This window comes from Gardnerella swidsinskii, assembly GCF_023277705.1.
GTDB lineage: Bacteria > Actinomycetota > Actinomycetes > Actinomycetales > Bifidobacteriaceae > Bifidobacterium > Bifidobacterium swidsinskii.
Map to the genome: position 1 here is coordinate 436,348 of NZ_CP083176.1, position 24,595 is coordinate 460,942.

The 24,595-nt window shown below is 47.4% G+C and carries 16 protein-coding genes and 1 other RNA gene; 2 read left to right on the forward strand and 15 right to left on the reverse strand.

Going from position 1 to position 24,595, the window contains the following annotated elements; genetic code table 11:
- Positions 1-44: 44 nt before the first annotated feature.
- From orn to K9E37_RS01810, 8 genes are all read right to left on the reverse strand, one after another.
- Complete coding sequence (gene orn / locus K9E37_RS01775) at positions 45-752, reverse strand: oligoribonuclease (RefSeq protein ID WP_116773684.1); 708 nt, start codon at positions 750-752, stop codon at positions 45-47.
- Positions 753-940: 188 nt separating this feature from the next.
- Positions 941-2,485: an IMP dehydrogenase gene (guaB, locus tag K9E37_RS01780; protein WP_004108463.1), complete on the reverse strand. Its 1,545-nt coding sequence runs from the start codon at positions 2,483-2,485 to the stop codon at positions 941-943.
- A 237-nt stretch (positions 2,486-2,722) separates the two neighbouring features.
- On the reverse strand, positions 2,723-3,826 hold the full coding sequence (locus tag K9E37_RS01785) for an MraY family glycosyltransferase (protein ID WP_116431584.1): 1,104 nt from the start codon (positions 3,824-3,826) through the stop codon (positions 2,723-2,725).
- Positions 3,827-3,953: 127 nt separating this feature from the next.
- A complete protein-coding gene (locus K9E37_RS01790) occupies positions 3,954-4,640 on the reverse strand; it encodes an L-threonylcarbamoyladenylate synthase (RefSeq protein ID WP_012914390.1) in 687 nt (228 codons plus the stop codon).
- Positions 4,641-4,753: 113 nt separating this feature from the next.
- Positions 4,754-5,668 carry a peptide chain release factor N(5)-glutamine methyltransferase gene (gene prmC / locus K9E37_RS01795; protein ID WP_248893464.1) on the reverse strand — a complete coding sequence of 305 codons (915 nt, stop codon included), beginning with the start codon at positions 5,666-5,668 and terminating at the stop codon, positions 4,754-4,756.
- A gap of 39 nt (positions 5,669-5,707) precedes the next feature.
- Positions 5,708-6,805, reverse strand: coding sequence for a peptide chain release factor 1 (gene prfA / locus K9E37_RS01800; RefSeq protein ID WP_012914392.1), 1,098 nt, complete (start codon positions 6,803-6,805; stop codon positions 5,708-5,710).
- A gap of 139 nt (positions 6,806-6,944) precedes the next feature.
- Positions 6,945-7,157 carry a 50S ribosomal protein L31 gene (gene rpmE / locus K9E37_RS01805; RefSeq protein ID WP_004118797.1) on the reverse strand — a complete coding sequence of 71 codons (213 nt, stop codon included), beginning with the start codon at positions 7,155-7,157 and terminating at the stop codon, positions 6,945-6,947.
- 157 nt (positions 7,158-7,314) lie between these two features.
- Positions 7,315-16,113, reverse strand: a complete 8,799-nt coding sequence (locus K9E37_RS01810) for an InlB B-repeat-containing protein (protein ID WP_248893466.1) — start codon at positions 16,111-16,113, stop codon at positions 7,315-7,317.
- Positions 16,114-16,432: 319 nt separating this feature from the next.
- Here K9E37_RS01810 and ssrA point away from each other — a divergent pair.
- Positions 16,433-16,829: a transfer-messenger RNA gene (ssrA, locus tag K9E37_RS01815) on the forward strand.
- A 293-nt stretch (positions 16,830-17,122) separates the two neighbouring features.
- On the opposite strand, the gene K9E37_RS01820 is transcribed toward ssrA, so the two are convergent.
- From K9E37_RS01820 to K9E37_RS01840, 6 genes are all read right to left on the reverse strand, one after another.
- Entirely contained in the window at positions 17,123-17,758 is a 636-nt protein-coding gene (locus tag K9E37_RS01820) for a VanZ family protein (protein ID WP_169770239.1), read from the reverse strand.
- Between the two features lie 12 nt (positions 17,759-17,770).
- Positions 17,771-18,262 (reverse strand): GNAT family N-acetyltransferase, encoded by a 492-nt coding sequence (locus K9E37_RS01825; protein WP_169770265.1) that lies wholly within the window; start codon positions 18,260-18,262, stop codon positions 17,771-17,773.
- A 133-nt stretch (positions 18,263-18,395) separates the two neighbouring features.
- Positions 18,396-19,058: a hypothetical protein gene (locus K9E37_RS01830; RefSeq protein ID WP_248893468.1), complete on the reverse strand. Its 663-nt coding sequence runs from the start codon at positions 19,056-19,058 to the stop codon at positions 18,396-18,398.
- A 164-nt stretch (positions 19,059-19,222) separates the two neighbouring features.
- A complete protein-coding gene (locus tag K9E37_RS01835; RefSeq protein ID WP_011117480.1) occupies positions 19,223-20,077 on the reverse strand; it encodes a 23S rRNA (adenine(2058)-N(6))-methyltransferase Erm(X) in 855 nt (284 codons plus the stop codon).
- A 99-nt stretch (positions 20,078-20,176) separates the two neighbouring features.
- Positions 20,177-20,242 carry an erythromycin resistance leader peptide gene (locus K9E37_RS06465; protein WP_071569110.1) on the reverse strand — a complete coding sequence of 22 codons (66 nt, stop codon included), beginning with the start codon at positions 20,240-20,242 and terminating at the stop codon, positions 20,177-20,179.
- 50 nt (positions 20,243-20,292) lie between these two features.
- Positions 20,293-21,471, reverse strand: coding sequence for an IS256-like element IS1249 family transposase (locus K9E37_RS01840; protein WP_005323424.1), 1,179 nt, complete (start codon positions 21,469-21,471; stop codon positions 20,293-20,295).
- A gap of 194 nt (positions 21,472-21,665) precedes the next feature.
- On the opposite strand from K9E37_RS01840, the gene K9E37_RS01845 reads away from it, so the two are divergent.
- A complete protein-coding gene (locus tag K9E37_RS01845; RefSeq protein WP_248893471.1) occupies positions 21,666-22,610 on the forward strand; it encodes an Abi family protein in 945 nt (314 codons plus the stop codon).
- On the opposite strand, the gene K9E37_RS01850 is transcribed toward K9E37_RS01845, so the two are convergent.
- On the reverse strand, positions 22,607-24,529 hold the full coding sequence (locus K9E37_RS01850; RefSeq protein ID WP_248893473.1) for a DNA polymerase: 1,923 nt from the start codon (positions 24,527-24,529) through the stop codon (positions 22,607-22,609). The two genes, K9E37_RS01845 and K9E37_RS01850, sit on opposite strands and share 4 nt — an antisense overlap.
- Between the last annotated feature and the right edge of the window lie 66 nt (positions 24,530-24,595).

Consider the following 24,595-nt stretch of genomic DNA (forward strand, 5'->3'; position numbering starts at 1 on the left):
TATTGCGTTTAGTAGTCGCGCTTTATTTAATAGTAGCGTTGTATTTAGTAGTCGCGCTTTTCTGCGGAATTTACGTCTTCTAGCGCCTCTCCGCGACGCTCATAGTCACGAAGCAAGCTCGTGCTTTCAATGTGTTGCGCACCGGCTTTTGCTTGAGACTCGCTTGGGCCTGGAGCTGGAACGAACATCATATCGCGGTAATAACGAAGCTCGTCAATCGACTCAATAATATCCGCGAGCGCACGGTGACCGCCATGTTTTGCCGGCTTATTGCGGTAAACGTCCGGGTAAAGCCTGCGTGAAATTTCCTTCAACGTGCTTACGTCGATTACGCGATAGTGCAGATTTGCCATTAAATCTGGCATGTAACGGTCGAGGAATTTTTTGTCAGAACCAACTGAGTTTCCAGCAAGATGCGCTTTTCCGCGAGCTGGCAGGAAACGCTTTACGTACTCAACAACCTGCTTTTGCGCTTCTTCTAACGGCAAACCGTTCTTATTCCACTCGTCAACAAGCCCAGAAGAAGTGTGCATATTGCGTACAAAATCGTTCATGTGAGACACAGCAGCATCGCTTGGCTTAATCACTAAATCAATGCCGTCGTCCAAAACTTTCAGATTAAAGTCGGTTGGAACTACAGATACTTCGCATAATTCGTCGTGGAAAATATCGAGTCCAGTCATCTCGCAATCAATCCAAATTAAGCGCGATTCTTCCGGCGTAAAAGTAAGATCTTCCTTAGCTTCAGCCATTTTCGTTCCTTTCCTAATATTTTTTCGAACCCACAAGCCTACATCTTCCCACCGACGAGACGCGTATTAAAAACGACGAAAAGCAGACAAGTTATGAGTAACTTGCGTAACTTTTCGCCGTTTAAAATAGTTGCGATTTATACGCGACTTATACGCGATTTAATCGCGCAACTTACGCACCACGCGACTTAGTTGTGGAAACCGCTGTAGTTTGGTGCTTCTGCAGTCATCACAATATCGTGAGGATGAGATTCGCGAAGGCCAGCATCAGTAATGCGAATAAAGCGACCGCGCTCTTGCATTTCCTTAATATTGTGCGCACCAACGTAGAACATTGACTGGTGTAAGCCGCCGAGAAGCTGGTAAAGCACAGCGTTAAGCGGACCGCGATATGGAACTTCGCCTTCAACGCCTTCTGGAACCACCTTGTCGGAGCTGGTAACGTCTGCCTGGAAGTAACGATCCTTCGAATAAGACTTCTTACCGCGAGGAGCCATTGCACCAAGCGAGCCCATGCCGCGGTAAAGCTTGTACTGCTTGCCGTGAAGAAGAACCTTCTCACCAGGAGCTTCCTCACATCCAGCCAAAGTGCCGCCGAGCATAACAGTGTCCGCGCCTGCAACCAAAGCCTTAGCAATATCGCCAGAATAGTGAATACCACCGTCTGCAATGCATGGAATACCAGCAGCCTTGCAAGCCTGAGCAGCGTCGTAAACTGCAGTAAGCTGAGGTACACCAACGCCTGCAACAACACGCGTAGTGCAAATAGAACCTGGACCAACGCCAACCTTTACAGCATCAACGCCAGCATCAATCATAGCCTGTGCGCCTTGGCGAGTTGCAATATTTCCGCCAATAATTTGCACGCCGTCGAAAGCCTTATCTGCCTTAATACGACGAATCATGTCGAGAGCCAAGCGAGCCTCGCCGTTTGCGGTATCGACCACAAGCACGTCAACTCCAGCTTCCATAAGAGCGCACGCACGCTGCCAAGCATCACCCAAGAAGCCAATGCCAGCAGCAACGCGCAAGCGACCCTGATCATCCTTAGTAGCATCCGGATACTGTTCAGTCTTCACAAAGTCCTTAACAGTAATCAAGCCTGTAAGCTTACCTTCAGCATCAACCAAAGGCAACTTTTCAATCTTGTTATCCGCAAGCAAACGGTGAGCATCTTCCTTAGAAATATTTGAAGGACCGGTAACGAGATTTTCGCGCGTCATCACATCCTTAACTTTCAAGCGATCGTAGTCTTCGGAAGCAATGAAACGCATATCGCGGTTGGTAATAATACCAACTAAACGATTTTCGCTATCCACTACCGGAAGACCAGAAATATGGAAACGCCCGCACAATTTATCTAAATCGGCGAGCGTAGCATCTGGGTGAACAGTAAGTGGGTCGGTAATCATACCAGATTCACTGCGCTTAACAATATCAACCTGCGCAGCTTGATCATCAATAGAAAGATTGCGGTGAAGTACTCCAATACCACCGTTACGCGCCATGGCAATAGCCATATCAGACTCGGTAACAGTATCCATAGCTGCCGAAATAGTCGGTACTTTCATGGTAATTTCGCGAGTCAGACGAGTGGAAGTATCCACTTCGGACGGAATAACATCAGTTTCATTTGGAAGCAAAAGGACATCGTCATAAGCGAGACCGAGCTTCTCGAAAATTGGTGGAACAGGAGCATACACGGATTCCGTGTTCATATCAGTTGTAGCCATAGGGTTACTATACGTTTTTGCTATGACGTTTGCCGAAACGCACCCTCCAAACGCGGGCGCGACGGCATGCTTGAGCGCAGCACAGCGCGCGCGAAAGCAATTCGGAGCGGAAACTCGCTCAAGTTGGAAGTCCAGTGGACTTCCAACGCGAGTTTCGTAAGCGAGCGCTTATAGCGCGAGCGTACTCGCACGTTTTGAGTGCCACGCCACATTAAGAAAAACAAAATTAAGCAGTTGTTACGAATTGCGAAGTTCGGGCAGGCGACGACGCAAGTACGGCATCATTGTGAGCACAGTAAGTAGCGCAGCAGCAAGAATCATTCCAACAAGCACATACACAGCTTTAAAGAACAAAATCATAATAGAGCCAAACGCAATTAGCGCAGCCCATCCCCACAAAATCAGCACAGCACCCTGCACAGAATGCCCAATGCGCAGCATGCGATGATGCAAGTGCATGCGATCCGGATGCATTGGCGACTGCCCTTTAGCAACACGCCTAAAAATAGCCAAGCACATGTCAAGAACCGGCAAAAACAGCACAAGAATCGGCAACAAAATCGGCATAAATACAGGCAAATAAATACTCGTATGAACGGCGGAAGGATCCAAATGGCCGGTCATAATAATCGACGCGCAAGTAATTAAGTAGCCGATTAACATGGAGCCTGAGTCACCCATAAAAAGTTTCGCAGGATGCCAGTTGTGCAAAATAAAGCCGATACACATTCCCACCATTGCAACGTCGATAAGAGTTGCCATTGATGCGTAGGATGGCGACGTGCGCGCGAGCATGTAGGAGTAGGTTGCGAAGGCAATTCCGCCGATTGCAACGATTCCAGAAGCCAAGCCGTCTAATCCGTCTACAAAATTTACTGCATTAATTGAAGCAACAATTAGTATTGCAGTTATTGCGATTGACACGCTTGGAGATGCCGTTACTAGGGAGCCTAGCGGCAAGGTTACAATTTGCAACCCTCCCCACGCAACGAACACGGCTATAAGCAGCTGGCCGGCAAGCTTTAGCATCCAATCTAAATCCCAAATATCGTCGCATACCCCAAGCAGGCATATCATGACTGCTCCGGCAAGCACCACCCACGGCTGGTGAGTTCCAGCAAAAAGCCCGGAAATAAAGGGCATTGAGCTTGCGAAAGCCATGGCAACCGCGAAACCAAAAAGCATACCCACACCGCCCATGCGAGGAGTTGGAATAGTATGCACATCGCGCGCGCGAACTTTGCCAACAGCACCCATACGGATCGCAAGGTGACGAACAAGCGGCATAATAAGCCACGTAGCACCGCCTGCAATTGCTGCAATAAACAGGTATACCCTCATGAATGCGTCCTTTGCTATGCGATTACTTCGTTGGTTTTAGCAGCGTTTGCTAAATTTTCGCTTGCTTATTTTGATTGTAGCGATTTGTTAGTACCAGAAATTTAGTACCAGAAATAAGTTAATAAACTTACTCACTTAACGCATTACGAATTTCGCACTCCGAAATCACACCTTCGCGCAAAATCACAATGCCGTCTTTATCGTTTGAATCCGCACCAACTACAGTGCTTGCCACGTGCGAGCGAGTCGGGCCTGCGTTCAAATACAGTGGAATTTCGTTGCCGAAAGCCGCAAATGCTTCTTCCACACTGTCTGCACTTTCGTTACCGCTGCGATTCGCGCTAGAAGCAGCCAGTGGACCGGTGACTCGCAAAATTTGCATTAATTCCGGACAATCCGGCACGCGCACGCCTTGAGTTGATTCGATTGCTTGAGTTGTTTCAGTTTCTTGAGTTTTCTCATCAGTCTCATTCGTTTTGCACAGCGTTGCAAGTTTGGACGCAACCGAGTCCTTCTTAGCGCGCGCAATCGGAGAATATCCACCCGGAAGGAACTTTTTGCCTAAAATATCCAGCGGAGACGGCAAATACAGCCCAAGTTTTTCTAAATCTTCCACTCCGCTCATTAAAATTTGCAACGCCTTCGTGCGCGGTCTGCGCTTAAGCTCGTAAATTTTTGCAACTGCAGCTTCGTTAAACGGGTCGCAAGCAACGCCGTATACGGTGTCAGTCGGCACTACGATTACGCCACCCTCATTAATAATTTGCGCTGCCATTTGCAGTGATTCTTCGTTAATCGTGCAAATTTTACTCATTTTTAGCCTCTTTTGTTGCTTTTATTTATCTTGTTGCTTTTGTTTATTTGCTTATTTTATTCTGTTTGAGTCAAATCTTTCGTTTGAGTAAAGTCTTTCGTTTTAGTCAAATCTTACTTTTGCGCAAAAGTGTATCGCGGTCTGCCAGTTAAGTCATTTCCAACGCGCGCACGCGAAAAACCTACGCTTTCCGCATACTTTTTAAGCGCATCTCCTTGCGAAATATCGTGCTCCATAACCATCGCTCCCCCAGACTTAAGCAGCGCAAAAGCCGCACGCATAATCTGCTCCGGAATAAGCAAGCCGTCCGCAGAACCACCATAAAGCGCAACCGGCGGATCGTACTCTCGCACTTCAACTTGTTCTGGCACTTGACTTTCCGGCACGTAAGGCGGATTCGTTATTACTAAATCTACTTTGCCGCAAATTGCGTGAAGTTCCGGCGTGCAATCCGAAATATGCGATTTGGTTGCGTCTGCAAGCACAGCATGATAGCGACTGAAAATCTGAATATTTTCCCACTTTTTTGCAGTTTCTTCGAAATTTTTTTGCAAATATTGGAAAGCTTCAGGAGATTTTTCTACAGCCCATACTTGCGCGTCTGCAACTTCCGCCGCAATCGACAATCCAATTGCGCCCGATCCGGCGCATAAATCGACTACCGTCGGCTTGCTAATACCAGACTCTCTAAGCCAATCCAATCCAGCTTCAACAACAATTTCCGTTTCCGGCCGCGGCACAAAAACGCCCTTACCAACTTGCAAATCCAAGTAGCGAAAAGGCGCGCGACCAACAATATGCTGCAACGGCTCACGAGAAGCACGCCTAGATACAAAATCGCTATATTTACTAGCATAATCTTGCGAAAAATCGGTTAAATCGCCAAGTATTAGCGCCTTGTTCAGCTCAGCTAAGCTTACGCCGCAAGCATGAGCCAGCAGCAAGCGTGCATCATATTCTGCTGACTCCACGCCTGCAGAATCAAGCTTTTTAACAGCATCGCGCAAAACTCGCAAAAGTTCTTGCATTTTAAGAATTGCTTGGTTATTTCAGTAATTTTACTTGACTTACTTGGCTTGCGCTAAGCGGTCAGCTTCATCCGCCTGAATATCACTGTCGATAACAGGCTGCAAATCGCCGTCAAGAACCTGATCAAGATTGTAAGCCTTGTAATTCGTGCGATGATCCACAATACGATTTTCTGGGAAATTGTACGTGCGGATTCGCTCAGAGCGGTCGAGCGAACGCACCTGTGAGTGGCGCATATCCGCCGCTTCTGCTGCCTCCTGCTCGTGCTTCATAGCGAGCAAACGAGACTTTAACACGCGAAGGGCTGCCGCACGGTTTTGAATCTGCGACTTTTCGTCTTGCATGCTAACAACAATTCCGGTTGGAATATGTGTCATGCGAACCGCAGAATAAGTAGTGTTCACGGACTGCCCACCAGGGCCGGAGCTCATGAAAATGTCGATCTTCAAATCTTTTGGATCGATTTCGATTTCGTCGTCATCTTCGTCTGCTTCTGGGAACACGATTACGCCAGCTGCGGAAGTTTGAATACGTCCCTGCGATTCCGTAACTGGGATTCGCTGCACGCGATGCACTCCGCCCTCATACTTCATGCTTGCCCACACGCCATCTTCTGGAGCAGGCGTACCTTTTGCTCGAATCGCAAGCTGCACGTCTTTTACGCCGCCAAGTTCCGTTGAATTTTCGCTTTGGATTACGGTAGTCCAGCCGCGCTTTTCCGCGTAACGCATGTACATACGCAATAAATCGCCAGCAAACAAAGCCGCTTCTTCGCCGCCTGTGCCAGCTTTAATTTCCATAATCATATCGCGCGCATCATCCGGATCCCTAGGAATTAATGCAGTGCGAAGCTTTTCTTTTGCTGCTGGAATCTGCTCTTCTAAGCGCTTAGCTTCTTCAGCGAAATCTGGATCGTCGCTTGCCATTTCGTTTGCGGCTTCAAAGTCGTCGCAAAGCTGTTTGTAATTTAGGTAAGCGTTTACGATTGATCCAAGTTCTGCGTGCCTACGACCAAGCTTACGAATAGCGTCCGGATTTGACGCAACTTCCGGGCTTCCCATACGACTTTCAATATCGCGATACTCTTCTAACGCGGTAACTGCTGCCGGGAATTGTTCCTCTACTGACTCAGCCATCATATTCCTTTGTAGTCACGCTTAACGCGGATTGTAAATCAAAAATTTAAATGTTAAATATTAAACACACATGTTTAGCACATAAAACGCCAGCCCCGATTCCGCGAGTTACACGAAAGCAGGGCTGGCGTCACAAAAGCTACTTAGTCTTCTTACCGTAGCGCTTCTCGAAGCGAGCCACGCGACCGCCGGTGTCGAGAATCTTCTGCTTGCCGGTATAGAATGGGTGGCACTTTGAGCACACGTCAACCGTCATGTGATCGCCATCAGCGGTAGAACGAGTTACGAAAGTGCTTCCGCAAGAGCAGGTAACCTGCACTGCGTGATAGTCGGGATGAATACCCTGCTTCATAATGTCTCCTATGGAATTCGGGCGACCCGGGTCGCAAAGCCCCAATAGCTAAGCGTGAACCGGAACCTTCGTAATTCTAGTCACCACCCTCGACGCGCTTATAATCCGCATAAAAATGGAGCGCATGAAAAATTCAAACGCTCCAAATTTAAATAAATTATTTATTATTGCGACGCTTGCGATGGTGTTTGCCAGTCTTTACAACCGCGAGACCAATTGCTGCGATTGCTGCCGACAAAATACCAGCGGATGCAGAAGAAACCGTATTGCTACCAGTTTTAGCTAATTCCGGCTTTGCTTCAGCAGTTTCTTTTACATCCTTTTCTTGCTTCTTTTCATTCTCAATAGTTACGTCATATGAAGTATAAGAATCAAGAGAAGGAATAGCTTGTTCAGGCGTTGGAGCAGGTTTACTCTCAGAAATCACATCAATTTCAACAGTAATTTCCGCTTCGCGACCATACTTGTCGGTAGTAGTAAACGTTAGCTCAACTTTCGGCTTGCCGTCAACAATCTTAGGCGTGCCAGAAATCTTGCATTCAGTACCAGCGCAATTTGCGTTAATGCCGTTTACAGAAGTTAAGCCTTGAGCAACTAACTCGTTAATAGTTACTTTCTTGCCGTCTACTGTAACCGTTGTGTTATTAACATCTCCTTCAGTCATGTTTTGCAATCTGAAGTTCGTTAAAACACCCTCGCGAGCAGAACCACTAAACTTAAACTTCATAGGAGCCATCTTCTCGAAGTTTGCAGTAATAATGGTTTCGCTTTCTGGGAATACCATTGCAATATCGGCGTCAGTAATACCAGCTTGCACAAGTAAATTCTTCAAAGCTTCAATAGTTGAGTGTTGTGAATTACGAATTATTTTTGCCGTATATGACTTTCCTAATGTTTCAGCAACAATAGCCAATCTATTACGACTTGCTTCATAACTCATATTCTCGTTATTTATAGCTTCAGCAAGAATATTCTTTATAGCCGCAAATGTAGAATTCTTAGATTTGCGGATTACATTAGCTGTAAACGACATGCCATAGCGTTCAGCAATCTTAGCTAATGTTTCACGCTCAATATCAGTTGATTTGTGGTTATCAGCACTGTTATAGATGGTATCAATATGTTTAGAGTAAGATACTTCATCCCAATTCTTGAATATGTAACCTTTGTTAGCAAGAACGTCTGGAATATAATTCTTTATTTCAGACATTCTATCTTTACGCACCCAGTATGTATGCATTGGTGACTGCATAGTTCCGCCATTGCCAGCTACATACGTTACCTTTGTGTAGTTTTCTAAAATGAACTTTCCTGCTTGGCTGCCAGCTGAAGGCAAATCTCGCTCTGCAATCACATTCGGAAGCACTTGAATAGGTACATTTTCATAACGTACTATCTTTGCATCCTTCTTATTTGGATCAGATGTTTCAACCTTCACTCTAACGGTAGTAATTCCAGGCTTCGCAATTCGAACAGAATTGGCACCGGAAGAATAAACTACACCAGCACCGTGCATGCCCGCAATCTCTAGGTTATTAGGATCAACACCAGACACAAGCTCATCAGGAGCAGGAACTTCATCTCCAACACTCTTAACAAACTGAGATACATTCACAGGCATATCAGCAATCTGATTTGCAACATATACGCGAATTTGTCTATTCTTATTTGTGTCAGTTGACGGAACAGGCTTGTTGCCTGCATCATAAACTTCCCACTTGCTAAAGCCCTTAAGCTGTTGCTTTAACTCATTAGTTTTATTATTAACGTCATTTTCATATGTAGTACTATCGGACTTAAAGTAGATAACTTTCGGTTTGTATGAGCCATCATCCCACTTCCTTCCGAAAGCTGGTAAGAACACATACGGCACGTAGTTATCTGGAATTTTCTCATTACTCTTCGCGTCGATGATGTTCATCACCTTTTCATACACTGCTTGGTATGTAGTATTTTCAGAGTACTTTAATTTACGAATCTCATCATTCGTTAACAACTTTTCACCATTCGCGTTTTGCACATCAACGCTAGTTGCAGATGCTGGTTCACTTACCATCAAAGTAGTGACAGGAATTTCAGGTTGATTTGCTGAGCCTCTTCTTACACTCGAACGAGCATTAGAATTATCATTATCAACAAAATTCTCAAGCTTCCTCCAGCCTTTGAACACGTAATGGTATCCATCAGCGTCATAATTCTTGCCAACAGCTTGCGGAGCTTTTACGCCCGTAACATCGTCTTTAAGAACGTAGTACAGCTTAGTAGTATCTTTATCAAGGCTGCCCTGATCTTTATGATCAACTTGATTGGCATTTATAAAGTTGACCTTAACATACTTATCCTTATTGAGAACAAGATCACGCTCTGCAGCAACACCAGTAAGAGGATTAGTATCGCCAGGCTGATGTGAAGGCTGAGTACTATCTGGTTTCGGTAGGCTCTTATCGTACATCAACTGGTAAAGCACCTTTAAGCGTCCTACAAGTCTATAAGTCTTGTAATCTGCTGCATCCTTATACTTAACTGTAACTTTCAAAGGAACAGTGTACAAAGCAGGCTTCTTAAGCATCTTCTGCTTTAACTTATTTTGTTCAGCTTCAGTTGGCAAATCATATTCGACTTTTATGTCTTCTATGCCATTATTCACAGCAGCATCTGCTTTGAGCTGAGACATATTAGTTATAAAATCGGTTAACTTTGGAAGCGTGTCAGGCTTATCTTGCACAGCGACCAAGTAATCAGTCTGCACTGTTGGCTCTGTCCAAGGGGTTTGATCTGCCACGAACTCTTGGAATGGTTTATCAACTTTCCAATTCGAAACATCATCTATAGGCGTTACTTCTTCTTTGCCATTAATCATGCTGCTTCGATTCCAAGTTCCCTTAGCATTGGTTAGGTTCTCTTGAAGCCTTGTCAACGCACTAGTCTGGTCGCTAGCACTGTAAGGAATTTGCGAAAGATCAGTACCCTTCTTTACGTAGAACACCTTAGGGCCGTCTGTGCCGTCCTTCCACTTTCGTCCTGGAGCAGGCTTGAAGATTGCAACTACAGAATCTTCTGGAACTGTTCCATTGTCGGACGAGCTGGAGAAGTAGTCGATTCGCTTGTAAATAGCGTGGTAAGTTACGCCGTCTTGCAAATTTACTTTCTTGTAGCGGTCGCTTGAATTTATGTCAAACGTCTGCTCTTGTTTTGGATTTTCAGCAGTTGGCTTTACAACATTAGTCGCCCAACCCTTAAACACGTAGTGGTAATGCTGGTCGCTGTAATCATTGCCGAAAGCTTGCGGCACGCGGATTCTAACTTCCTTGCCCTTATAAACGTACGCAGTAAGCGTAGTTTTTTCACCAGCAGGATGATTGGCATTATCTCCATCGTGACCAATAATAGTGCCTTCATCATTCTTGCCGGTGAAAGTAATCGGCGCATACTCGTCAATATGCGCTTTGCCGTAGTCAGTAGCTTTAAACTTATCCCACTCGCTTGCGTACACCAAATCCGGCAGCACGCGGTACAGCACTTCAGCTTCAGCAATGTTATTGCCAAGATGCACTTGCACTTTAATCTTGTGTAATCCTGGAGTGTTGTCAAACTTTTCGCCAGGCGCAAAGCTGAACGTAGCACCATCTGGATAATCACTAGCATTCGTTATAAGCTTCTTAGCATCATCACTACTTCCAGTACTAATCTTCTCAATTGGCTTAAGCACTTGCGGAGCTGCAGCAACAGGAGCTTTAAGCTTGAAGTGAGCAATGTAAATTACTTCAGGATTGTTCTGCTCTTCGGAGCGAATCGGCAAGCGATTCACACCATCGGAATACTGAAGCGTATGCGAGCCAACTTCAGACGAACCGACTTTTGAAGTCCAACCAACAAACTCAAATCCAGGCTTTGCTTTTACTGTTGGAAGTGGCATTTGATAAGCTTTTGTGCCCTTAATTGCGTCGTACACAAGAGCAGAGTCGTCAGCTACATCCTTGTTCTGCCAGTCAACAACGCTGCCCATAGAGTCTTGACCATCAGCCACTTTGAACACGTAGCGCGTGTAGTGATCTGGACGAGCTTGCTTATCGTCATTGCGTTTAAGCACGCGAACGTCTTTATATTTGAAGATGAATGTATCTTCTCTAGTCTGCTTACCTTCGCTATCAGTAGTATAAGTAATATTCTGCTGTGTGCTTTCCGGCACAAAGCCTTCAATCGGCTTGTAGAATACTACGTCGTACTTTCTGTTTACAGAGCTGACTTCGCTTTCTGGAAGAAGCTCCTTACCGTTTTGATCAATATACTTTACCTTATACTTGCGCGTATTGTACGTTTGGTAAATAAACTCGCCAGTATTCTGCTTCTCATCACTCGAAGCTTCAAAGCTCGTGAACTGCTTATCTGGGAAGTGCGTTTCGTCGCTGTAGACTGCTTCCGCATTGTAGCGCAAATGCTCGCGCAAGCCGGAAACCGTTTGAGTAGAAACGTGATCCACCATCGCGGCTTTTTCTGCGTCTGAAAGACCCTCTTTCTTATAGTCAGCAAACGTTACGCCTGGCTTTAAGAATATGTGCTTAAAAGTACCGTTGTAGCGAGTATCCTTAACCCACACTGCATCAAGCTTTATATCTTCTACTACTTTATTGCCAAAAGCGTACGGCAAAGTCGTGCCGTTCTTTTTAATCTCCCAGCCGTAGAAGTCGTAGCCTTTGCGCGTTGGGGTGCTTATCTTCTTTTCGTCAATAACATGGTAGCGAGGGAACTTCTTTTCCGTAACTACGTCGGAGCCACTTATTTCATTGCCGTTGTCGTCGGTTTTCGGCATATGGTAGTCAAACGTTACAGTGTGCTGAATATCAGTTGGAAGACCCCACGCAGCGTAAAGCTTAATGCCGTTGACTGGCATTGTAATATCTTTGTTTTCGCCATTTATAAACTGAGTACCAGCCTGATCAACAGCCCAGCCTTTAAACACATAGTCTTCTGGCAAATCAGCAGGGCGAACGATGGAGTAAGTCTTGTTATTAAGCGTGAAAGTGTACTTGCCGTCGAACTGCTTAGACGTATTACCGGCATCGTCTTTAGTTACAGAAGCATCATAAGATGTATCGTTTCCGTATAGCTCTTTGTCTTCGCCCGTCAAATCTTTTTTGCCGCGCTTAGTCAAACTATACTCGAACGGCAGGCTCTCTGTAGCAGCGCTACCGTTTGTAGCTATAGCCTTGCCATCCGCATTATAAAACTGCACATCGTACGACTTGCGGTTGTACCTAAATTCAAGTAGTTTGTTAGTTTCAAATTCAGTTGCATCACCAGAATAATCTTCTTGTTCATCTACTGGAACGCCCCTATACTTTCGAAATGCTAAATGATACTTTTTAGCAAAAGCATTCTTCTCATCATCACTTAAATCATCCCAATTCCCATGACCATGAGATTCGTTATACCACTCTTCCCGATTATCTTCAAAGTCGAATGGATCTAACGAATCACCAACATTTTTCTTATCATAACCATCAGCAGGATTAAAACCTGCAATAGATGGAGCTGTATATAAATAACCCGAATTGTCAGTATCATCTTTGCTATATGAATCAGTTGAAAGCTCATAATCATTGTCGTCTATATCATCGCCACCGTTTTTAGCAGACGCAATACTTTGCTTCCTAATAATCACCTGTATAGGCGCACTTTTACTACTGATATCAGCCGTAAGCAGACGCTGATTATCTTTTAGCTCGTATTGCTGTGCACTAGGATTCGAAGGGTCATCACTAATTTTAGGCGCTTGATTATTACCTTGTACACGGAATTTAGGATCAGCAAATTCTTTTATAGTAAAACGATACGGAGGAGTGTCACGATAATTCACTTCACCTGCATATCCAAGCTGCCATCCTAAAGAGCCTATATTTTCTTCATTAAAATCTAATTCATTTATATCAGGCCAAATATCAGTAAGCTTTTGACCGTAACGAACTTTTACGCGGTAGCCCTTATGGTCAATTTTGTTGCCATCGTTATCTTCATTTTCGCTATCATACTTCGTTGAGCAATTGCCACCATCAGCATAGCAATAAATAGTTGTTTTGCCGCTTTCGTCTTTTCTTTTTATAGCAGCATTGTTACCCCTATCTACGCCAGTAGGCTTAGCAAAAATAAGCTCGTAAGTCTTGCGGTCGTAAACTAAGTTAAGAGTGTTGTTTAAGTCGTTCGCGCAAAGCTGCGATTTACTACGTTTGCCTAAATCTGGGTGACCCGGCACAAAATCATATTGCTCAGTGTTAAGCTTTTTAGTAAGCTCCTTATTCACATGGAAGTAGCGTGTGAATATATCCTTGCCTTTGTTTGAAGCGTCACCAGGATTCGCGGTATCATACCCGTCTAAGCTTGTTACAGGCGTATCGTTCATCCAGTTGAACTTTGAAATTAAGCCGTCTTTGTAACTCTTATCCTTCGTGCCTTGCAACTCTTCTTTCGTTAAGCCAAGCTCTGGGTTTTCTACATAATTATCTTCGTTTTTACCATTAAGCTTACTAGTATCATTAGCAACGCCGGCATCATTCATCTTATTAAGCGCAACGTCACTCTCTGTCTTCACGTTCTTGCGCTCAACAAGACCAACAAAGTCGTAGTTTGCAAGCGAATCCGGATGCTCTTTGTCAACCAAATCCGCTTTTTGCACCCACACGTTCACGCGGTAGCTAGTAGTATTGTTCGCTTCCCAATTAGCGCGGAATTGCACATTGTGATCCGGCATCTTGTAGTCATCAAGAGAAACAATAGTATTCTCAGCATAAAGCGGATCACTCTCTTTGCTAGGATCTACTAAAGACCATCCTTTAAAAGTGTAACCTCGCCTAGTTGGTTTCGTAACTTGTGGCACATCTTGCTGGTAATACACTTTTTGAGCAGTAACATCCGTGCCGCCAGCAGAATCGTAAGTAACTTCATACGCCTTACGGTAGTAGCGAAGGTTCAAAACTAGCTTATCTTTTTCATCTTCAGAATCCGAAAGCGGCGAGCTAATAAGATTATGCTCCGGCTCGTAGCCTGGAATGTACAGAGCTACAGCACTCACATCTGAACCAACAGTGCCAGTAACTTCAGTGACGTGGATACGTTCTTTTTTGCCATCTTTGTAAGTTACTTCAATAGTCTTGCCAACGCCAAGATTTGGAGCATCGTGAAACTCATCCTTATGATCGAGATCCTGCACCAAGTGACGCACATAGTACTTAGCTGTTTTAGGAGCGTAGTTGATATTCAACTCGCCGTAGTACTGAATACCGTCGTCCGAACCTGACTGCGTAGACGATGGATTCTGCGAAGATTGAGCACTGTTGTTGCTTTCAACAGCCTGCCTTTTCTTTACAGCGTAATCAGTAATCAGCTTCTTGCTTAAACGCAAGTAACGCTTAGCATCCGCATCCGTACCGTCGTCAATAACAAACTTGTCTTCGCTGTTTTTAATGTAGTACTGGTAATCACCGGAGTGATATACGGACGGACGGTATCCAGCAGCCTTTGGAAGCTCAATGTATTCGTACTTGCCATCTTTGCCTAGATTATCGAAGTCTTCTTGATCAATTGTAAGCTCATACGGCTGCACAAGCTGCTTATTCGCAGCACCACCAATCGTATAGCGAATTTTCAAATTGTAAGTGGCTTTTGGCTTTTTGTCGGTTTGTACCTGTTCGTTGGCTTGCTCTGTGTTTTCAGCAGTTGGATGCTGCTCATTCGGCTTAATTACCTGGCTGTTTGGATCAGTTGCTGCGTTATTAGTTGTTGTGCCAGCGTTCGATGTAGAAGCAGGTGAAGGATGCTCATTGTTCGAAGCAGGCGTAGTGCTTTTCTCTTCGCCTGAGACGTTTGCATTTGCACCTTGTGCAGTTGTATTTTCTGTACTTGGTTTCGCTGTAGTTCCAGCACCAGCGTTAGACGCTGTACCTGTTGAAGGTGCAGGAGCAGACGGTGCAGTCGTATTATCTACAGTGTTCGCAGTCGGAGCTGCAGACGCATTATTTGCAGACGGTGCAGTCGAGGTTGCAGGCGCACTTGTTGTAGTAGTTACACTATTCCCGTCGGAAGCACCATCGCCGCTCTCAACAGACCTACGAACACGCACTCTTGGCGTATTTGCATCGCTTGCCGCATTCGTATTTTCTGCGTGAGTGCTTGAAGATTGTGCGCTTGTATTCTGCTCGTTTGCAGGCTTTGCGCTTTCAGTATTTACAGGCTGCGTATTTGCTGGTTGTGCAGGCTGCTTATTTTCACCTGGCTTAACCTCAGCAGGCTTAACGTCACCAGCATTTTCTTCCGGTTGCTTTGCTTCCGGTTGCTTTGTTTCTGCAGGTTGCTTTGCATCTTGTTTTGCAGTTGACGTTGATTCTGGCTTTGCAGTCGGCTTCAAAGTTGGAGTCGACTCTGGCTTTACTGCTGGATGAACTGGCTGCACTGGCGCAGGCGCACTTACTGCATAAGAATGTCCGAAATTAACCTGTTCTGAAGAACTACCTAACTGCGAGTCAATTCCATCACGCTGTTGCACTTCGTGTTGTTGCGATTCGCGCTGCTTTGCTTCACTCTTATTTATTTCACGCTGCTCAATCTCACGCTGTTGTGCTTCACGCAACTTTTGCATTTGTGCATCATGCCGCGCAAGCTCTACAAACTTTTGAGTTTGAGCACTCTTATTAAGCACGCCAGCACCCCAACGCTGCATGTTCAATTCTTCTACATCAGGCTTACCTTTGCCCATTTTTTGCGTCATATTAGACGCATCGATAATATCTTTTTGAGTAGGCTGAAGCGCGGAAGCTACAACAGATGGCAGCATCATTGCCAAAGTTGAAGCAACAGCAACTCCAGCAACTCCCTTATGCAAAGCACGAGAACGCTTCACTGCATGAGCCTTACGAAGTGTTCTTCTTGGTGCCACATCACCGTGTAAATCTTTACGCTCTGCCATTATTTCTCCTCACTCCAACCAATTTCAAGTAGACCACGCATACTTATAAATCTTCATATGTACTATACATGAATACAGTATATGGGCATAAAATAAACATTTTGTTATAATCTTTTATTCATTACAAATCAACTACAACTCATATTTACGCTTGGCAAATAAAATCACCTAACTAATAATATACTAATCAATACCCCCCAAAAAAATCACCCGAACGACTATGCCGTGAGGAATAAGTGCTCAAGCAGTTCGTAACGTTAAAATATGATACAATGTAGAAATGTGTGCTCTAGAGCAACAATTGTTTGAAAAATCAAAAGGGGTCGATCGGTTTCGACGGCGATCTGTTCGCCGCGGGGAAGCGTGCCGAGAATGCGGAAGTCCACTCGTAAACGTCCTTTCGCAAAAGAATAAGTGCTAAATCTAATCGCACTGAGTTCGCTCTCGCTGCCTGAGCTTCGCGCCAGGATTAACCAGTGAGCAGCTGCTCCGTCCACCCACTCACGTCTTCGGAGTGGTGCTGAACGTCATGAGAAGACTTGCTTGAATTGCTGGGCTGCAGGGCAATTCAGGGACTTTTACTGTAGATATGCTCGCCATGAATTGTCTGCTATAACATGGGGGCAGAAAAACTGCCGTGCGGCCAGCAGACTACGCACGTAGAAGACCGAGGGTACGGTCACCGGACCGGGGTTCAATTCCCCGCGACTCCACTACGAGCACACTGAATTGATACAATTTCGCAAAACTAGGGTTTTGCGCAAAGGTGCGCGCAAAATTTGAAAACGCGCGCAGAATCTAAAAGTCCTGCTCACAGGCATGAAAATAGGGCTGACTACCTGAACGGTGGTCAGCCCTTTTGTTTTGCACAGCCCTCATAACGATGCCGTATGCACCGTTACGGAGTAAGGTATTCGGTTTTATCGCTGCCTGTGCGTACGTATCGATCTCTTCGTGAAACTGGTAGTCACAGTTCGTGACCACCAGATCTTTTTCTCCTCGTTATTGATTAATTCCATGTTTGTATTTCGCCGCCGGCAGTAAACAATGCATGATATATTTGCGGCTGTATAGTTATCATCACCAAAAGTGTACATAACCAAAAAATCACCAATTCATATATGCATTGTGAACCATCTACTTGAATCTTTTCTAAATACGATTCCGGGATAATCCTATATAGCATTTTATATATGCAGAAGCCCAAACAAGCACCCACTGTATTGGCTATCAAATCATTGATGTCTGTCGCTCCACATCCAAACATCTGAACAACTTCAACGGATGCCGAAATCAAAAAACCAGCTAAAGCTATTTTTCCCATTTTATCGAACTTTTTATAAAGCAATGGAAGAAATATCCCCAAGGGAATAAAAAGAACGACATTGAGTATAGTATCAACTGGTCCTCTGACCATATCCACAAAAGGAATATATACGATTCTCGGATCAAAAGCTGACGTATACCAAATCCCCGTCATCGTCAATATTCCTGTCAAATAGAAGCAAAACACACAAGAAATGGCAATATGACCAAACGTCCGTCTTCTCTCTTTCAAATGTAAAAAAATAAAGTACACCGCCAATAATGCGATAATAGGAGCAAACCCGCATAACAGATGTCTGCTACTTAATTCCCAGTCCATAAACACATCTCCTTATAATTCGCACACCATAATGTATTCTTCGGCATTTTCATCGACCGTCTTGAAGCCGACATTCTTATACATCTTCACGGCGTAGTTTTCTTTCTGCACCGCCAGGGACACTCGTTCATATCCCTGCCATTTCAACAGTTCGAGCATCTTCACCATAAGCTGTGAGCCGATGCCCTGACCGTGATACTCTTTGTAAAGCGAAATGGCAAAGGACGGCGTCTCGTCATCCACATGGCCATAATCGTCCATGATCCTTGTCCAGACCACTCCGATAACCTTGCCGCCGAAATCAGCCACCAGGCAGTTATCACCCTTGCGTGTACCGAAATCATCCGTATACACTCGCAGTTCCGGCTTTTCAATGATATCTCTTGTCGGCGGCTCCGCACCTTTCGGTATGAGGATTGCTTCATACAAGAAGTCCTTCAGCAGCTCGGTTTCACCCTTTCGGAGACTGCGGATCACATATTTCTTATGCTTATCGCTCGTCATGTGGGAGATACGCTCGTTACGCACCCTGCCAAACATCTCAAGCACCTGTCTGCCGATCTGCTCCGGCTCGTTGTCATTGCCGCTACATATTAGTTCCAGCGTATCCGGTGTCCAAATGTACCCATGCGCCTTGTTATAGGGGTATTGCTGAAACTCTTCGTATTCTTTTTCTTTCAGTTGCTTCTGCTGGGATCTCTATTTCGGTGCCGTTAGCAAAGATTACGCTCGCCTCGCCTGTTGGTGTGATTTGGATGCGTTGGCAAAGAGCACGCAGGGTTGCTCGGTCAAAGTCTTGGCTGAGGGTGGCGTTTTGGATGGTTTTCTTAAACCTAGTGAGTTTGGCTTTGATGCCGTGGCGGCGCTCAATTTCTACCTGAGTTGTTTCGTAGGCGTTGATGGCTTCACGTTGGCGGGCTTTTAGCTGGGTGAAGCGCTCTTGGTAGTCGTCTTGGTTTTGAGAGTGATGAGCGTTGTGGGTTATGGCTTGGTTAATGAGTTTGGTGGTTACCTCGATTTCACTTGCTTGCTGTAAGGATTGTTCTTCTAAATCGGTGGTGTCTGATGTGGTGGTAATTAGGTAGTCCCAGTCGATGAGCTGCTGGCTTTTGATGAGCTGGGCGAGCGCTGTTTGGAAGATTGTTTGCAGCTGATTATCGCGTAGTACGGGCATTTTCTTTGGGTGAGGAACTGTGAATTTCTCGTTGCATTGCCAGATGATAGCCCGGTATTTATCAGTGGAGTGCCAGGTTTTGCTGCCATAGGCTGAGCCGCAGTGGGTACAGTAGTTAGGCTGCACAGTAGGTCCTTAGTTTTGTACGGATGGATTAGATACCTTTTTCCTACAAAGCCAAGGACCCCAATATCTTGTGCCACGCCCGAACCCCCGGCGAACTAATCAATGCACTCTAAAACCGGAAGAGCCCTTTTAGTACTACTGGTGGATTTCGGTTTTGGTGGGGATTAACGCCGCCGGCTTCGGTTTTTCCGTTGAGGAGGTCGTTGACTACTTCCCGATGGTGAAATGGGTCGATGGTGAGGTAGAGAGGAACCAGTCACCTGGAAGAGATCGATCCAGTCGTTGGTGTGCAATCTGGGAGGTAGGGTCGCGGGGTCGATTCCTCGCGAGCGCAACCATGATTGTGTTTCTGAACGTGATGAAAACAACCCTGCCCTTCGGAGAATTTCCCCTATCCCGCGTCCCCGGGCAGTGAAAACGGTGTGCACCATCGCCTGAAAGGCTTTGCGCTGCTCTATCGGAATCTTCGGGTCACCCACCCGGCGGATCACTAAGATCCCCCCGTCAACGTTTGGCTGTGGCCGGAAAGCAGACCTTGGTACCCGAGAACCCAGGTGAAATGTGAACCATGGGGACCACTGAGCCGTCATCATCGTGCTTGCGCCTACCCCGGCCCGGCGGCGAGCGACTTCCCACTGCATGAGGAGTACAGCGTCAGTCCATGCTGGCGCATGCAGCAACTTTCGAAGAATGGCAGTGGTGAGGTGAAAGGGAATGTTTCCCACAATGACGCAGGGAGTGGCGGGTAACCGGAAGTTAAGGAAATCATCATGGACCACTTCGACCGCCGCCGAGGAGGTTTCTTGTGTGATTTTGGCAGCTAGTTTTGCGTCCACTTCAACTGCCGTTATCGCCCTCCCCAAGTGGGCCATCGGGTGAGTGAGGGCACCGCTTCCTGGTCCGATCTCAATGATGGGGCCGGAGGTTTGTTTCACAAGGTCGATGATGGAGTTGATGATCTTGTGGTTGGTGAGAAAATTTTGGCCATGCTCGTGACGGCCGTGTCCGTATGCAGACATAAGGTGTGCTCCTTGGATTTGAAAGGGAGCCGGGCATGACAAATAGCCGCCCGGCTAAAGGACCGGAGCGGTTTTTAACCTACGGGGTAGGAAACCGCCTTAGCGGTTGGTGCGCAACCGCAAGAAAGCGGTACCTGAAATCAACATGGGTCTAATTATATCCATTTAAAGGGTTAAGGGTCAAAATGTGTGTCTGGCTCGGCGTGTCGCGGGGGTTAGATTTGGCCTTTTTGAATGCCGATTGAGTGGGTGTAGTCGGTGTCGATAGCGTTGTCGTAGAGGGCTGGGCGTCCTGTTTCGTGGTCGGCTTGGTTCTCGGTTTGGGTCAGGGTGGATACTTTGGCGAGTTGGCCCTGGCCCCAGTCGGACTGCCTGGCGATTCGTACTGGATCGTCAGGCAGTTCCGTTTTTAAGTAGAGCCACCAATCCAGCATGCGGCGTTGTCGTTCGCCTGATCTGCCGCGGTGGGTTCTGGCGAGCAGTTTGAGCTGGGCGTTGATGCCGCCTTCTAAGCTGTTGGTGGTGGATTTGATCCGCTCGGGCGCAAGGACTCCTGCTGGCGGGTTGAGGTAGACAAACAGCATCTCGGACCGCCAAAGATGGTTGAGGCTGTTGTAGGCCTTGCGCACGTTGTGGTGGGTCCACACGCGGGTCCATGCACCTGTTTTGGGGTCTTTGATCATGGTTTTCTCGTTCATCCATTCCCGGTAGATCGTTGAAAACTCGTGCAGTTGCACACCCCACGCGGCGGCTTCATCCAGTGTGGTGATCCGGGTCAGTTTCAGCGCAAGTCGGTAGATGGTGCGCCCGGCATCGGTGCGTGGGTTGGTGGTGGTGTAGCGGCGGACCACGCGTTGGGCGTGGACGAGGCAGCGTTGAATTTTCGTAGTCGGCCAGCACTTTTTGATTGCGCTGTATGCGCCTTGGCCGCCGTCGATGACGGCGATGAGTGGGGCTTCGATGCGTTCAAGCAGCAGTTGGTAGTCGCGGGTGGTTTCGTGTTTGCACCAGTGCCAGGCGATCACGTGGTCGATGGTCGCCGCGACGATCAGGCAGCCACCGGCGGTGTAGGTGCCATCGAGAAATACCTGGTCGTAGATCCGCTTGTGGTGGCCGGCGGTGGGGTCAGGCACATCAACGAGCCAGCACCACTTGAAGCGCCGCTTCATGGTGGCGCGGCTAACACCGTTTCGTTTGGCTAGGTCGTCGAGTGATATTGCGGTGGTGCAATGCTCGATGAACTGGGTGAACACTGCCGCGTTGGTGATGTCGTTTCGACGTTTGACGCTGGAGGCGCCGCATTGTTTGCAGCGCCATCTGGTGGTGCCTTTGCTGGTGGTGCCGTTGCGTTTCATTTCACCGCCGCAGTGGCAGCGTGGTTGGTTCTTCGACATTGCGACACCACACCACGCCGCGCATAGCACATCACGGCTGCCACACCGAGGATTTCCCGTCGGGGGCTAGATATATGCTTCCGGAGCATATACTTTCCGGAAACCTACAGGTCAATCCGTGAAAATCCGCGATTCCGGACACACTTTTTGACCCTTAACCCGGTGCCGTCGTGAGCCCGCAGCAGAGCCGACAAGTGCAGAGCGCTACCGGGAGCGGTAAAGCGTTCAAGACGCATGGCGAGCAGATCAACTTGTTACGCTCTCGCGGGATGGTGATTGATTCCGATCAGTTGGCACGGCATCTGTTGGAACGAGTGAATTATTATCGGCTTTCCGGGTATTGGTACTCGTGGCGTGAGATAGGGGCAGATGGTGCGCGCCGCGATGTGTTTATTCCTGGCACGAATCTTGCTGATATTGATGCTGTTTATGATTTTGATTGGCGTCTGCGGGAAGCAGTGTTTAGTGCGCTCGCTCATATAGAACTCTCGGTGCGCTCTATGCTTGGCCACGAGCTTGGTCGTATTGATCCGCTTGCCCACCTGCATCCAGAGCTGCTCGGTCCAGTGGCTTATGAGACGAAACCAAAACCGGGTCCGTCAGTGAAATATGAGCAGTGGCTGAAGCGCTATCGTAAAGAATTAACGGGGTCGCGAGAAGATTTCGTGATGCACCATAACCAGAAATATGGTGGCCAGTTGCCGATTTGGGCAGCGGTAGAAGTGATGGACTGGGGTTCACTGTCATACTTGTTTCAGCTAGCGCCAATACCGGTGCGCGAGACGATTGCTGGCCGGGTAGGTTTGAACGGGGCACAGTTTGGTTCCTGGCTGAAAAGTCTCAATATTTTGCGTAATTATTCGGCTCACCATGCGCGTATGTTTAACAGGGTTTATGCTCTCAAGCCGCGCCTACCGAAGATTGGGGTACATCCTGAATTGGATGCTGTAGCTTCGGTGATGAACCGCCTGTTTGGTCAGCTCACAATTGTCCAATACTTGCTCGTAAAGCTTAATATCGGTGACGCGGCTCTGCTTCCTAGTGTGATAGCTAGTTACCCGGTTCTTGAGCCACTACCACCGAGCCATCTCGGTATTCCAGAAAACTGGCAGCAGAACCCGCTCTGGAGTATCAACTAATCCTTCTGATAGAAGCCGCATTCGTACCCGGCTGCATCAATCGGTAAACCCTCAGCCCATTGGGGTAGCTCGTTCATGAAGGCGCATATGTCAGTAACGGTGGTGCCGGAATTGATGGGTTCGTCGATGACAACCTCGTCGTGAATATGCATCACGATCCGGTGACCGGCATTCTCAATGCGGGTTATGGCTTCGGCGAGGAGGTCTCTGGCGGTGGCTTGGACGATGTTCTCCACGAGCTTGCCGCCGTAGGTTTCGAGCTTCTGCCACTTCCGAGCCACTCCCTGACCCCAATAAGTAATCGAGGTGCCACCGAACCTATTCACGCCAATACCTGGCTTCACATATGCCAAGCGTCTGCCAGAGGGCAGGGTGATGAAGATCATCCCGGATTTCTTCTCGAAACCCAGGTTACGCAACGTAACAGGCTTGCTGGTGCTAATTGCTCTGGTAGCGGCATTATCGACCTCGTGCCACAGCTGCACAATATTAGGGTTGGCTTGCCGCCAAGCGTCCACAATGGGCTGTAACTCGTCCTCACTTAGCCCCATCTTCAAAGCGCCCATAGCTTTGAGCGCGCCAACGGAGCCGTTGTAGCCACAAGCAAGGACAGCGATTTTTCCTTTCTGCCGAAGCTCACTGTTGACTCCGTGCTTTTCCACAGGCATACCAAACATCGCCGAAGCGGTCGCGCAATAAAGGTCTTCACCGTTCTTGAACGCGGCAAGCGTGGTTTCCTCACCAGCAAGCCACGCCAGCACTCGCGCCTCAATCGCCGAATAATCGGCGACGATGAACCGGTGAGCTTCCGAGGGGATGAATGCGGTGCGAATCAGCTGACTGAGAGTATCGGGCACGGAAGAATAAAGCATATCGAGCGCCTCACCGTTACCATCACGCACCAAGCCACGGGCCTGAGCAAGATCGGGCAGATAGTTCCGAGGTAGGTTTTGCACTTGCACAAGCCGTCCAGCCCACCGCCCTGTACGGTTTGCACCATAAAACTGGAGCAGACCATGCGCTCTTTGGTCGGTGCAGGTGACGTCTATCATCTTGCGATACTTTGCCACTGATGAGCGTGATAATTCTTGCCTGAGTTCGAGTGCTTCTTTCACCTCACCACTGGCAGATGCTAGGGCTTCATCGACTGATTCTTTCGCCATTGACTCTATCGGGCATCCGTGTTGGTTTAGCCATTCTTGTATCTGTAATGGCGAGGCAGGATTATCCAGACCGGTGAGTTCTTGCGCACGGGCGAGTTCTTGCGCCCGGTGTTCTTCGTCAATAGCGATAGCGTTTGCGGTCAGTGTGGTGTCGATACGGATACCTCGGTCGTTAATTTGTTGATCGACCTCATACTGCTCCCAGAGGTAATCAGGTACTGGGAAGTTGGCGAGCTTGCCCCTAATCTGGGTTTCTACCTCCACGTCGCGGGCATTATAGGTCTTAAACAGCCTCCAGCCATCCGGGTCACTACTGGGCATGCGCTGATATCCGTGCTTATCGGGGACGCAGAAATACTTGATGAGTTCCTTGCCTTCACTCATCTTTTGCGCATCGAGATTCAGTACCGCGCCGACATTTTTCAGGGACAGCGGCAGGCCGAGAGTTGCTGCCCATATCATTGAGCATCGCCACCCAGCAGGGTCAAGATGTCTTCCTAGATAGGCGGAGAGGCAGGTGCGTTCAAAAGCAGCGTTGTAAGCCCACTTAACCACGGCAGGGTCATCAAGTGCTCTAAGAATCTTTGCTGGAAGTTGCTCTCCGGATGCTAGATCCACTGTGCGCACCGCGCAACCGTCGATCGCGTAGGAGAAAAGGAGAATCTGAAAGTCAGGGTGGTTACAGTATTTGTAGACTCCGGCTTTGGTGAGGCTGATTGGCGAGTAAGTTTCGATGTCGATACTGAGCGTGCGCATAAGGTTCCTTGACGAGTGGGCGGGGCGGAGCCAACCGACTTGACTCCGCCCCTTGAGTGGATTGGT

Coding starts and splice junctions, on each gene's coding strand:
- orn (WP_116773684.1), bottom strand. CDS start 752: ATGGCTGAAGCTAAGGAAGATCTTACTTTTACGCCGGAAGAATCGCGC.
- guaB (WP_004108463.1), bottom strand. CDS start 2,485: ATGGCTACAACTGATATGAACACGGAATCCGTGTATGCTCCTGTTCCA.
- K9E37_RS01785 (WP_116431584.1), bottom strand. CDS start 3,826: ATGAGGGTATACCTGTTTATTGCAGCAATTGCAGGCGGTGCTACGTGG.
- K9E37_RS01790 (WP_012914390.1), bottom strand. CDS start 4,640: ATGAGTAAAATTTGCACGATTAACGAAGAATCACTGCAAATGGCAGCG.
- prmC (WP_248893464.1), bottom strand. CDS start 5,668: ATGCAAGAACTTTTGCGAGTTTTGCGCGATGCTGTTAAAAAGCTTGAT.
- prfA (WP_012914392.1), bottom strand. CDS start 6,805: ATGGCTGAGTCAGTAGAGGAACAATTCCCGGCAGCAGTTACCGCGTTA.
- rpmE (WP_004118797.1), bottom strand. CDS start 7,157: ATGAAGCAGGGTATTCATCCCGACTATCACGCAGTGCAGGTTACCTGC.
- K9E37_RS01810 (WP_248893466.1), bottom strand. CDS start 16,113: ATGGCAGAGCGTAAAGATTTACACGGTGATGTGGCACCAAGAAGAACA.
- K9E37_RS01820 (WP_169770239.1), bottom strand. CDS start 17,758: ATGGACTGGGAATTAAGTAGCAGACATCTGTTATGCGGGTTTGCTCCT.
- K9E37_RS01825 (WP_169770265.1), bottom strand. CDS start 18,262: ATGACGAGCGATAAGCATAAGAAATATGTGATCCGCAGTCTCCGAAAG.
- K9E37_RS01835 (WP_011117480.1), bottom strand. CDS start 20,077: ATGTCTGCATACGGACACGGCCGTCACGAGCATGGCCAAAATTTTCTC.
- K9E37_RS01840 (WP_005323424.1), bottom strand. CDS start 21,471: ATGTCGAAGAACCAACCACGCTGCCACTGCGGCGGTGAAATGAAACGC.
- K9E37_RS01850 (WP_248893473.1), bottom strand. CDS start 24,529: ATGCGCACGCTCAGTATCGACATCGAAACTTACTCGCCAATCAGCCTC.